We start from the raw sequence: 11,566 nt of genomic DNA on the forward strand, positions 1-11,566 counted from the left end.
AATGCAGGATCTGGACCTGACCGGCAAAACCGTTGTGATTCGCGAAGACCTGAACGTGCCCATGAAGGACGGACAGGTATCCAACGACAAGCGCATCCGCGCTTCGTTGCCCACCATTACCACGGCCCTTGAAAAAGGCGCAGGCGTGGTGCTGCTTTCGCATCTGGGCCGCCCGACGGAAGGGCAGTATGAAGAGCAGTTCTCCCTCAAGCCTGTTGCCGCCCGTCTCTCCGAGCTGCTGGGCAAACCCGTGGCCCTTGCCGCCACGCTGGAAGAAGCCAAGGCTGCCCCCGGTGCGGTGACCCTGCTTGAGAACGTGCGTTTTCTCAAGGGCGAGAAAAAGAACGACCCCGCCCTGGCCGCGCAATTTGCCGCCCTGGGTGATGTATATGTGATGGACGCCTTTGGGGCGGCCCACCGCGCGCATGCCTCCACCGAGGGCGCGGTGCGCGTTGCCAAGGTTGCCTGCGCCGGGCCGCTGCTTCAGGCGGAGCTGGATGCCTTTGCCAAGGTGCTGAACAATCCCGCCCGCCCGCTGGCTGCCATCATCGGCGGTTCCAAGGTGTCCACCAAGCTGGCCCTGCTGGAAAACCTGCTGGAAAAAGTGGACGTGCTCATTGTGGGCGGCGGCATTGCCAATACCTTTCTTGCGGCTGCCGGGTATATGGTCGGCAAGTCCCTGTACGAGGAAGATCTGGTGACGGACGCCCGGCGCATCATGGAGCAGGCCAAGAATCTGAACAGGATACTGCCCCTGCCCGTGGATGTTGTGACCGCAGAGGAACTGGCCCCCGGTCAGGCGGCTACCACCCGCGCCGTGGGCGACGTGCCCGCCGACCAGATGATTCTGGACGTTGGCCGCGACACGATTGCGCAGTACAAAAAGCTGCTGTCCAAGGTTGCCACCGTGGTGTGGAACGGCCCTGTGGGCGCGTTTGAAACTGATCCCTTTGGCGAAGGCACCAAGGAACTGGCGCACTATCTTGCTGATTCCAAGGCCTTTGTGGTGGTGGGCGGCGGCGATTCCGTGGCTGCGGTGGAAAAGTACGGCCTGTCCGAAAAGATGGGCTATATCTCCACCGGCGGCGGCGCATCGCTGGAACTGCTGGAAGGCAAGGTGTTGCCTTCGGTGGCGGCGCTGGAAGACAGAGGCTAGTACATGCCGCTCTGCGGCGGAGCTCATAGCTGATTCAGGCCTCCGGATCTCAGGATTCGGGGGCTTTTTGCGTTCGGCGCTCAGGCTTGAGGGCGCAGGTTTTTAAAAAACGGCAATTGCATGATGAAATCGCAAAACTGCCGCAGCACCGCGCTGGACGCGGCGGTTTTAAGCACTGTGCGCACCTGCGGCAGGGGCGGCAGACCGAACGTGCCGTCAAGGATGACAAAACGTCCGTCCATATCCCAGTCGGGCAGGGCGGTTATGCCAAAACCCGCCAGCACCGAACTGCACAGGCTCTCATATGAGGCGCTCACATAGGCAAAATCATAGCTTCTGCCTGCGGCAGCGAGGGCTTCCAGCGTGGCGGCGCGCCAGGGGCTGCCCTCGCTGTAGGTGGCCAGCGGCACCGGCGTGGTTGGCGCAAGCGCAATGTGCATGCCGCTGGCCCAGTGCAGGGGCTGCTGGGCCAAGACCTCGAATATGCCCTCGGGTGCGTGGCTGCTGTCAAAGCGGTATTGGTTGATCAGGGCCACGTCCAGGCTGCCGTCCGCCAGCATGCGGTCAATATCCGCAGACATGGCCGAAATAACACCGATCTGAAGGTCAGAGTTCAGGGCCAGCAGGCGGGCCACGGCTGCCTGCAATTCCACCGTGCTGAAACTTGGCGGGATACCCACCGTGATGCGCCCCCGCAATTCAGGTTGTAGGGCTGCGCGCAAGACCGCGTCAAAGCGCAGTAGCGTATCCTCCAGTTCGGGCAAGATGCGTTGCCCCGCCGTGGTCAAACCAAAGGTGTGTCCGTTGCCACGCTCCACCAGTGTGCAGTTGAGGTGCGCCTCCAGCCTTTTGACAGACTGCGTCACCGCCGACTGGCTGCGGCAGAGCTGCTCCCCAGCTTTCTGAAAGCTGCGGCTGCGGGCCACGGCAATAAAAGCCCGCATATGCTCAAGGGTAATACTGCGCGTGTCTGCCGGGAATTCCATAACTGCGACCGCCTTAAAATAAGATGAACTGATTTGTTCATGATAAAAATAAATTTTACAAATTATCAAGCCCCCGCCTACTGTGGACGCAATCATATTGCTGCAAGGGGTAGGGGTGAAAAATGGAAAAATCAGCAAGAGTGAAAAGGCCTCTGGAAGTGCCTGATCCTAAATTGGTTAAGGGAAGCGCGGCAAATTCGGCCCAAAAGCGTCTGAACTGGCGGCACGTGGCTGTGGGCGTGTGCTTCAGCATTATCTGGAGCTCGGCCTTTGTGGCGGGTAAAATTGCGGTGACGGAAATGGGGCCATTCGTAAGCCTGTTTTACCGCTTTGTGGGCACCGTTTTTGTGCTGGGCCTCTTATGCGGCAAAAGCCTGTGGGGGCCGCAGGCGGGCAGGGCGTTGCGGGCTGGATTTGTGCTCGGCCTGCTGAACAATGTGGCCTATCTGGGGCTGAGTTTCTCGGCCCTGCAACTGGTATCGCCTCCCTGGGTTGTGGTCATTGTGTCCTGCTCGCCCTTTGTCACTCTTATGCTTGGCGTTGCACGCGGGCTGGAATCGTTCAGCGCGTCAAAGCTGCTGGGCTTTGGCCTGTCGCTGGCAGGCATTGTGCTCATGGTGGGCGTGGGCGAACTTGATGGCGGTGCCGTGCAGGGCCTGCTGCTGGCCGCCGGGGCAACTGTGGCATTTTCCGTAGGGGCGGTGCTCTTTCGCGGCAGGTACAGCAACATGCCGCTGCTGCCCGTCAATTTCTGGATGTCAGTCTGCGCCATGCTCTGTTTTGCCCCTGCGGCCATGCAGAGCAGCGTGACACCTCTTGCGGTCTCCATTCCGGCCCTGCTGGCGCTTGGCTGGCTTGCTGTGGTGAGTTTGCTGGGCATGGCCCTGTGGCTGCTGCTCATCCGCACGCAAGGGGCGTCCACGGCGGCTGCCTATAACATGCTCAATCCTCTGAGCGGGCTGGCCCTTTCGGCGCTGTTGCTGGGCGTGCCCATCCTGCCAGCCGATGTGGCGGGTGCTGCTGCCATTGTGACGGGCCTTGCCGTGGCCTTGGGCGTGCGGCTGCCAAAGCGCTAATTTTTTCAATCCGTGACATGCTTGTTTTTTCACAAGCGGCGCGTATGGTGGAACTGAAAGCGTATTTCAGGTTGTGCGCATTCCAAACCAGGAGGAAACTCATGAGCAAATTGCGGATTGCCCAGTATGGTTGCGGAAAGATGTCCAAGTATTCCATGCGATACGTGTACGAAAAAGGCGCGGAAATTGTAGCTGCCTTTGACGTCAACCCAGCAGTGATCGGTCGGGATATCAGTGCCATCATTGGCGGGCCGGAGCGGGGCGTTGTCGTGCACCACGCTGACGAGGCCGACAAGGTACTGGCAGCGCTCAAGCCCGATGCCTGCATCATCACCACCATGAGCCTCATGCGCGACATCGTGGATGCCCTCATGGTCTGCGCCAGAAACGGCGTCAACGCCATCACCACCAATGAGGAAGCCATCTTCCCCATGAATTCCTCGCCCGCCATCACCTGCGAGGTGGATGCCATGGCGAAAAAGACGGGCTGCACGGTGTGCGGTTCCGGCTATCAGGATGTGTTCTGGGGCAACCTGATAGCCACCCTGGCCGGGGCCATGCATACCATCAACAAGATCAAGGGCAGCTCCAGCTACAATGTGGAAGACTATGGCATCGCCCTTGCCAAGGTTCACGGCGCGGGGCTTGACCTGCCCGCCTTTGAGAAGGAAATAGCCTCGGCAGACGCAATTTCGCCCTCCGAGCGCCAGCAGTTGATCGAGCGCGGCGAGTTTTTGCCCTCCTATATGTGGAACGTCAACGGCTGGCTGGCGGAGCGTCTGGGCCTTACGGTCAAAAGCCAGGTGCAGAAGTGCGTGCCCCAGACCCACAGCGCCGAGCTGCGTTCTGAAACGTTGGGCATGACCATCCCCGCCGGGCACGCCACGGGCATGTCTGCCGTGGTGACCACGGAAACGGCGGAGGGCATTGTCATTGAGAGCGAATGCGTGGGCAAGGTTTACGCCCCCGGCGAGGTTGACCGCAACGACTGGACGCTCATGGGCGAGCCGGATACGCAGGTGGTCATTACCCGTCCCGCCACAGTGGAACTGACCTGCGCCACCATAGTCAACCGCATACCCGACCTTATCAACGCCGCGCCGGGCTATGTGACCACCGACCTCATGCCGGTCAACAGCTACAGGGTAAAGCCCCTGGATCATTACGTGCACAAGTAGTTTCTACATCCCCCCCGGGCCGCCATGTGGCGGCATGTCCGCCGTATCAGCAAAAGTTGGTGCGGCGGATTCTTTATGGTGTTGACATTTTTGCGCACAGGATTATGCTCATTTGAGCAAAAATAACGAGCAAGGGAGTAGCCATGAAAGTAGCCGTTTCAAGCGAGGGGCCGGGGCTGGAATCGCAGGTCGATCCACGGTTCGGCAGGGCTGGCGGATTTGTGATCGTGGATATGGACACCATGCAGGCAGATTATGTGGACAACGGCGCATCGCAGGCGGCGGCGCAGGGCGCGGGCATCCAGACTGCTGAGAGGCTGGCTGGTCTGGGCGTGCAGGCCGTCATGAGCGGCTATGTGGGGCCCAAGGCTTTTACGGCCCTCAAGGCGGCTGGGCTGGACGTATATCAGGATATGGACAACCGCAGCGTGGGCGAAGCCGTGCGCTGTCTTGCCGATGGCTCGGTCAGTCCGGCCGCGGCTCCCAACAAGTAGGCCCGTATGCGTATTGTGATTGCCAGCGGCAAGGGCGGCGCGGGAAAGACCACCGTAACAGCTTGCCTTGCCGGACAGTGGGAGCGCGATCTTCTGCTTGTGGATGCGGACGTGGAAGCGCCCAACCTGCACCTTTTGCTGCATCCGAACCTCGCGGAGCCGGAACCGGTATATCTTGAAGTGCCGGAACTGGTGGAGGAAAAATGCACGGGCTGCGGCGCATGCCGCCCCATGTGTTCCTACGGGGCCATTGCCATGATGGGCGCAAAACCCATGTATTTTCAGGATATGTGCCACGGCTGCGGCGGCTGTTTTGAGGTGTGCCCGGAACAGGCGCTGCGCGTGGCGCAGCGGGAACTTGGCGCACTGTTGCAGGGTTCTGTATCCGCTGGCGGCAAAACACTGCCCTTCCTCATGGGCCGTACCCGCGTGGGCGAGGCCATGACTCCGCCGCTCCTGCGCGCGCAGGAACGCAAGCTGGCAGAACTGCTTGCGGGGCATCACTCTGACGTGCTCATGGACGCTCCCCCCGGTGTAAGCTGCCCGGCCATGACGGCTGCGCGCGGCGCGGATGCCGTGCTGCTGGTGGCGGAACCGACCCCCTTTGGCTTTTATGATTTCAAGCTGGCGCACGCGGCCTTTGCGCAGTTGGGGCGTCCCGTTGCCGTGGTGATGAACCGCGTGGGCATGGAAGGCAACGCTGATTGCGAGGATGAACTGCGCGCATGGTGCGCGGGCGCAAAACTGCCCATACTGGCGGAACTGCCCTTCCAGCGCGAGGCAGCACACGCCTATGCCCACGGCTTGCCGCCCACGCAAGCGCAGGGCGCAACCGGTCAGGAGTGGCGGCTGCGCTTTGCAGAACTTGCCGCCAGACTGCGGGAGTTTTCCAAGGGGGGCTGCCATGCGTGAGATAGTTGTTATCAGCGGCAAGGGCGGTACGGGAAAAACCACCGTCTGCGTCGCATTTGCCGCACTGGCCCATGCGCAGGGGCAAAAGGCAGTTCTCTGCGACCTGGATGTGGACGTGCCGGACATGCACATTTTGCTGAACCCCCAGGTGCAACAGGAGGAAGTTTTTATTTCCGGCAATACGGCCCGCATCAATCCTGACCTGTGCACAGCCTGCGGACGTTGCGCCGAGCTGTGCCGGTTTGGCGCAGTGCGGCTTGAGGATGGCTTGTACTCCATAGACGAACTGGGCTGCGAAGGCTGCGGCGTGTGCCACAAACTTTGCCCGGCGCAGGCGGTGGAATTTCCAGAACGGACTTGTGGCGCCTGGTATATCAGCGACACCCGTTTTGGCCCCTTTGTGCATGCGCAGCTTGACCCCGGGCAGGAAAATTCCGGCAGACTTGTGGCCCTGCTCAAGCGTCAGGCCCGCGACAAGGCGACCAAGATGGGCGCAGACCTTGTGCTGTGCGATGGTTCGCCGGGTGTGGGCTGCCCTGTGATCAGTTCCCTTTCCGGCGCGGCTCTGGCCGTAGCTGTGGTGGAACCCACCCCCTCTGGACGGCACGATTTTGGCCGTGTGGCGGAGCTGTGCGCGCATTTTCGCATCCCCGTGGCTGTGCTTATCAACAAGGCCGACCTGAACGCGGAGGAAGCCGCCCGCATACACGCAGTGGCTGCGGAGGGCGGGCATCATGTGGTGGGCGAGCTGCCCTTCAGCCCGCTGGTGACGCAGGCCATGGTGCGGCGTCAGGCCCTGACCGAAGAAATTTCAATCCTTACCCAACCCCTTGCCGACACCCTGGCGGCAGCCTGGGAGCGCGTGTGCGCTCTTGCTGCGCAACCGGGGCGGCAAGGCGGCATAAACCACCTGTAAAAGGAAAGCATCATGAGCAAGACTATTCTGGCGATTCCTTCGCAAATGCCCGGCGGCATGGATTCCGGTATGGGTATGCATTTTGGACATTGCGATATTTACACCATCGTGGAACTGGAAAACGGTCAGGTTGCCGCCCAGTCCACACTTGAATCCATCCCGCACCAGCAGGGCGGCTGCATGGCCCCTGTGCAGTATCTGGCCTCCCACGGCGTCAATGCGCTTCTTGCTGGCGGCATGGGCATGCGCCCCCTCATGGGCTTCAACCAGATGGGCATCAGCGTGTATTTTGCAGGCAACCAGCCCACCGTGGGCATGGCCGTGCAGGCATTTTGCCAGGGCAAACTGACGGAATTCACCCCCGAGCATACCTGCGGCGGCGGGCATTAAATCGTTATGAAGCGCTCCATTCTGTTGCAGACAGGGCGGCCCGCAGTTTTCGCCGCCTTTGTGGCGGAGCTTGAGAACCATGGCTGCGCCGTAACCACGGTTGCTGATGCCGATGCCTGCAAACACAGCGTGCAAAAGCAGGCCCCGGCGCTGGTGGTGCTGGATGCCACCTCACAGCAGCAGGCGAAACAGGATGTCATCGGCATCATGCGTGTGAACGCACTGGTGCATACGGTTGTTGTCAGCGAAATGCCGGAAGATGTTTTCCATGACGTCATGGAAGGTCTGGGCATTCTTGCCTCGCTGCCGACTACGCCCACAGCGGACGATGCGCGCCGTGTGATGCGCTTGCTGACGGAGCTTCAGGCCTGATAAAATGATAGCCGCCACGCGCGGCAGGCTTTACTGTTCCCGCAAACCATTGTCCGTACCCTTGGTTTGCACGGCGCCTTGGGCGCGCTGCCTGCGCGCAAGCAGCCTCCGGCCCACGGGAAGCGTGGCCGGGCCTGAACCGGGTTTACCCCTCCCGGTTTTGGCCCGGTCATGCGCAGAGCGGCAGCTGGGCACGGCCACGGCTTGCGCCACTTGCGCGAGGCGTGGCATTGGCTTATTCTCAAATAAAACCATATTACTGGGAAATTATGCCAAGACCTTGCCATTGCAGACGCGTGAGCGCCCTGCCAAAAAACAGATGTTTCAAGCCCAACGGTATTCCCCTGCACGAACTTGAAGAGGTCGTGCTGTCGCTGGATGGGCTGGAAGCCCTGCGGCTGGCAGACTTTGAAGACCTGAACATGGATGCCGCCGCCGCCCGCATGGGTGTTTCACGGCACACCTTTGGCAGGCTTTTGCGGCGTGCGCGCCGCAGCGTGGCTCAGGCTCTTGTGCAGGGGCAGGCCCTACGCATTGAGGGCGGGGTGTGCGCTGTGGATGCGACTGCCGAGGGGGCGGAAAGCGGGGATGCCATGCCAGGCGGGCTGGTGGTGGCTGTACCGAGCATTGCCCCCGGCGGCCCGGATGCTGCGCCCAACGCGCATTTTGGCCGATGTCAGTTCTATACCCTTGCCAGGGTGGAGGGCGGCTCTATCGGGGCGGTCAGCGTTCAGCCCAATCCCATGCATCAGGGCGGGGATTGCGCCGGGCCGGTGCAGGCCCTGCTGCGTCTTGGTGTTGGCGCGTTGCTTGCGGGAGGCATGGGCATGAGGCCCCTGCGGGCTTTGCAGGAGGCGGGCATATCCGTGTATTACAATGCCAATCTGCCCACAGTGGCCGACTGTCTTAACGCCTTTGCTGCGGGCAGGCTTGTTCCTTTCGGCCCCGGGCATCTTTGCCAGGGCGGTTGCGCTTCTGAACGGTAGAACCGTGCAGGTCGCGGCAAAGGCCCGCACATTTTCGCCCGTTCAGAAAGCGCCCTTGGTGATAACCCGGCGGCAAGCCGCCGGGAAAAAGGGTAATGTCCTACTGCTCTAGAATGCGTACAGAAAGCCCCCGCTCAACGAATACTTGTTGTTGCGTTCAACCATGGGGCTGTCGGTTATTTCCTGTCCCAAAAACTGGCTTTTCCCACTCACAAAAGCGCTCCAGCTTTCTGTAAGGCCGACCCGCAAGGTCAGCTCGGCATAAGGCGAGAGGGCTGATTCCGGCGAGTAGTTGCTCAGGCCGCTGGCTCGGGCCTCGCTCTTGCTCACGCCGTAATAATAGTCGTTGTAGTTCACGTCGGTCCACTGCACGCCAGCCGTGGGAATAAGTGACATGTTGGCAAAGCGGATGGGGTAGGAATAGGAGGCGTCAGCCATCACGCCCTTGTTCACGCCCAAGGCATCGGTGGAAAGGGTGGCTGCCAGCACTCCAAGTTCGGTGCGCAGCCGGTAGTTGATGCCGGCCATGGCCGAGGCATATCGGTCATCGAGCTTTTTCATGCCCGAATTGTCGCTCCATGAGGCATAAAAATGCTGCGGCAGATACGAAAGCTGCACGTTGACTTCGTGGTAGTCGTTTTTGAACAAGTGCACGCCGCCGCTCAATCCCCGCAAATACAGATACTCGCCTTCATATCCCAGCAAGGGCAGGGCCGTGCCCAGCCTTTCCACGCCCTTGTATTCCGAGGTGGAGACAGTGCCGCCAATGCCGAGGTTGAATCCCCATCGGTTGCTGTCGGTCTTGCCTTCTTCCGCAATGGCAGAAAAAGCCGTCAAAAGAAGGATGGTTAATGCCGCCAGACACGACAATCCCCGTATTTTCATGAACCCTCCCGCGCAATAAAGCCATTGCACTTTTCATGGAAAATCTGTAATCAATTGATTACTCAAAAGTAGCCTTATGAAACCAACGGTGTCAAGTCGCAGCAACCATAGGGGATAGCAATGGCTCCTGAACGTAAACCAGCCACGGGCCCGCAGCGCAAACGCAATGCCGCAGAAACCAGAAACCGTCTTTTGCAGGCGGCGCGAAGGCTCTTTGCCAAAGCCAACTACGGCAACGTCGGGATACGGGAAATCGGCGCGGCGGCCGGGGTAAACCCGGCACTCATCAGCCGCTATTTTGGCTCAAAAAGGAATCTTTTTCTTGAAGTGGCGTCCATTCTGAATTCAGAAGGTCTTGAGGCCCTGCCTGATGTGCCGCCCATGGAAAAAACCAGTATGGCCATGGGCAGCATTCTCTCTGGCGGAGCGCAGAGCGCATGGGCCACAGATTTTCGCATCACGGCTCTTTCTGCGCTGGACCCCAATGTTTCGGACGTGATGGCAAAAACGTACGACAACATCCGCCAGACTATTATGGAGGTGCTGCCCGGTGAACAGGTTGCCACGCGGGCAGAACTGATACTGGCGCAGATCATGGGGGCGTCAATGGTGGTTAATCTGCTGCGGGGAGCGGATTCGCCCCGGATTGACATTGAGTACATGAATAAATTTTATGCAAAGCAACTGGCGGAGCTGTTCGCGTGCGAACCTGCGGACTGAAGCCGCGCCAGCTCCGCGATTTTTGATCAGGCTGTGATGCGACAACTTTGACTTTAATAGCGCCCGTCGCGGAAGCCTCGTTCTGCTGCTGCGCGTTCGGCAGCATCGGCCAGGGGCGCGGGTACAATGGTCTTGCCGATGGGGCAGAGGGCCAGCGCAGCGAGTTTGACGTGCTGCCACGCAAAAGGAATGCCGATTATGGTCACCGCGCACATGACGGCGGAAACCAGATGCCCCATGGCAATCCACACGCCAGCCAGCACAAGCCATACGATGTTGCCCACCGTGCCCCATGGGCCGGTGCCTACATCCTGCCTGCCGGTGAGCACATCGCGCGCAACGGGCATTTTGCCGAAGGGGAAAAAAGCGAAACTGCCCATGACAAAGCATGCCCTGCCCCAGGGAATGCCTACGATGGAAATAAAGCAGAGCACCCCGTAGAGCCACCACACAAGGCCCATGACAATGCCGCCGCACAAAAACCAGATGGCGTTTCCAAGGCAACTTATGGCGCTGTTCATGATATCCTCCTGAAGTGGGCCGTGCGGTATCCATGCGGCCATTGAGCGCTGAGTATGTCAACGCAATGCAAAAAAGAAAAGCAGTTTGAAACGAAAGGGCCGCCCGGTGATGCCGGGCGGCCCTTTATAATCCGGGCTGGAGCAGATCAATAATGAGCATGCTCTAGAAGTTGATGACGACCTGTTCCTGATCGTCATCCTTGGAGCGGCGGGCTATTTCGCCTATGCACCATGCCCGCAGCTTGAAGGCCTGGATGCGGTTGATCGCTTCCTCGGCCTGATCGGCAGGAACCACCAGCACATAGCCGATGCCGCCGTTGAATATTTGCAGAATTTCCGGCCAGCTGAGGTTGCCCGCTTCCTTGAGCCAGTTGAAGACGGGGGCCATCTGCCAGCTGCCAAAATGAATGCGCGCTTCCACCTGGGCGGGCAGTACGCGGGGAATGTTGTCGTAAAAACCGCCGCCGGTGATGTGGGCCATGCCCTTGACGTTCATGTCGCGCAGCAGGGAGCGCACCGCTTCTACGTAGATGGTGGTGGGCGTCAGCAGCACATCGCCAACGCTGGCTCCATCCCCGCCGGGGAAGGGATCGGTGAGGGAAAGGCCGCTCTGGTCAAGCACCTTGCGGGCCAGGGAAAAGCCGTTGGAGTGCAGGCCCGAGGAGGCTATGCCGATGATCTTGTCGCCCACCTGAATGCCGGAGCCGTCAATGAGCTTGGTATTATCCACAATGCCCACGCAAAAACCGGCAAGATCATACTCGCCTGGCGCGTACATGTCGGGCATTTCGGCGGTTTCACCGCCAAGCAGGGCGCATCCGGACTGACGGCAACCCTCGGCCACGCCGCCAATGACGGTCTGGGCGGTTTCTACGTCAAGCTTGCCGGTGGCAAAGTAGTCAAGAAAAAACAGGGGGTTGGCACCCTGAACCAGAATGTCGTTGACACTCATGGCCACAAGGTCGATGCCCACA

14 protein-coding genes are annotated in these 11,566 nt (G+C 60.1%); 10 read left to right on the top strand and 4 right to left on the bottom strand.

Annotated features, from left to right (window positions below):
- Window position 1 precedes the first annotated feature (1 nt).
- On the top strand, window positions 2–1,156 hold the full coding sequence (locus VEZ52_RS00740; protein WP_324835107.1) for a phosphoglycerate kinase: 1,155 nt from the start codon (window positions 2–4) through the stop codon (window positions 1,154–1,156).
- An 80-nt stretch (window positions 1,157–1,236) separates the two neighbouring features.
- On the opposite strand, the gene VEZ52_RS00745 is transcribed toward VEZ52_RS00740, so the two are convergent.
- Window positions 1,237–2,142, bottom strand: coding sequence for a LysR family transcriptional regulator (locus VEZ52_RS00745; protein WP_324835108.1), 906 nt, complete (start codon window positions 2,140–2,142; stop codon window positions 1,237–1,239).
- Window positions 2,143–2,264: 122 nt separating this feature from the next.
- On the opposite strand from VEZ52_RS00745, the gene VEZ52_RS00750 reads away from it, so the two are divergent.
- From VEZ52_RS00750 to VEZ52_RS00785, 8 genes are all read left to right on the top strand, one after another.
- Window positions 2,265–3,218 (top strand): DMT family transporter, encoded by a 954-nt coding sequence (locus VEZ52_RS00750; RefSeq protein WP_324835109.1) that lies wholly within the window; start codon window positions 2,265–2,267, stop codon window positions 3,216–3,218.
- A 101-nt stretch (window positions 3,219–3,319) separates the two neighbouring features.
- Complete coding sequence (locus tag VEZ52_RS00755; RefSeq protein ID WP_324835110.1) at window positions 3,320–4,396, top strand: dihydrodipicolinate reductase; 1,077 nt, start codon at window positions 3,320–3,322, stop codon at window positions 4,394–4,396.
- A gap of 143 nt (window positions 4,397–4,539) precedes the next feature.
- Window positions 4,540–4,890: a NifB/NifX family molybdenum-iron cluster-binding protein gene (locus tag VEZ52_RS00760; RefSeq protein WP_324835111.1), complete on the top strand. Its 351-nt coding sequence runs from the start codon at window positions 4,540–4,542 to the stop codon at window positions 4,888–4,890.
- Window positions 4,891–4,896: 6 nt separating this feature from the next.
- Window positions 4,897–5,802 carry a 4Fe-4S binding protein gene (locus VEZ52_RS00765; RefSeq protein WP_324835113.1) on the top strand — a complete coding sequence of 302 codons (906 nt, stop codon included), beginning with the start codon at window positions 4,897–4,899 and terminating at the stop codon, window positions 5,800–5,802.
- Window positions 5,795–6,718, top strand: coding sequence for an ATP-binding protein (locus VEZ52_RS00770; RefSeq protein ID WP_324835114.1), 924 nt, complete (start codon window positions 5,795–5,797; stop codon window positions 6,716–6,718). The genes VEZ52_RS00765 and VEZ52_RS00770 overlap by 8 nt, the downstream gene beginning before the upstream one ends.
- 12 nt (window positions 6,719–6,730) lie before the next feature.
- A complete protein-coding gene (locus tag VEZ52_RS00775) occupies window positions 6,731–7,108 on the top strand; it encodes a NifB/NifX family molybdenum-iron cluster-binding protein (RefSeq protein ID WP_192112333.1) in 378 nt (125 codons plus the stop codon).
- A gap of 6 nt (window positions 7,109–7,114) precedes the next feature.
- Window positions 7,115–7,480 (top strand): hypothetical protein, encoded by a 366-nt coding sequence (locus VEZ52_RS00780; RefSeq protein WP_324835115.1) that lies wholly within the window; start codon window positions 7,115–7,117, stop codon window positions 7,478–7,480.
- Window positions 7,481–7,749: 269 nt separating this feature from the next.
- Window positions 7,750–8,466: a DUF134 domain-containing protein gene (locus VEZ52_RS00785; RefSeq protein ID WP_324835116.1), complete on the top strand. Its 717-nt coding sequence runs from the start codon at window positions 7,750–7,752 to the stop codon at window positions 8,464–8,466.
- Window positions 8,467–8,574: 108 nt separating this feature from the next.
- Here the strand turns inward: VEZ52_RS00785 and VEZ52_RS00790 are convergent, their stop codons facing one another.
- On the bottom strand, window positions 8,575–9,351 hold the full coding sequence (locus tag VEZ52_RS00790; protein ID WP_324835117.1) for a MipA/OmpV family protein: 777 nt from the start codon (window positions 9,349–9,351) through the stop codon (window positions 8,575–8,577).
- A 120-nt stretch (window positions 9,352–9,471) separates the two neighbouring features.
- Here VEZ52_RS00790 and VEZ52_RS00795 point away from each other — a divergent pair, with 120 nt between their 5' ends.
- Entirely contained in the window at window positions 9,472–10,071 is a 600-nt protein-coding gene (locus VEZ52_RS00795) for a helix-turn-helix domain-containing protein (protein ID WP_324835118.1), read from the top strand.
- A 53-nt stretch (window positions 10,072–10,124) separates the two neighbouring features.
- Here the strand turns inward: VEZ52_RS00795 and VEZ52_RS00800 are convergent, their stop codons facing one another.
- Entirely contained in the window at window positions 10,125–10,592 is a 468-nt protein-coding gene (locus VEZ52_RS00800) for a YccF domain-containing protein (RefSeq protein ID WP_324835119.1), read from the bottom strand.
- A 163-nt stretch (window positions 10,593–10,755) separates the two neighbouring features.
- On the bottom strand, window positions 10,756–11,566 hold an 811-nt coding region (gene purM / locus VEZ52_RS00805), incomplete at its 5' end, for a phosphoribosylformylglycinamidine cyclo-ligase (RefSeq protein WP_324835120.1).

Source organism: Desulfovibrio sp. (genome assembly GCF_035644575.1).
Lineage (GTDB): Bacteria > Desulfobacterota > Desulfovibrionia > Desulfovibrionales > Desulfovibrionaceae > Desulfovibrio.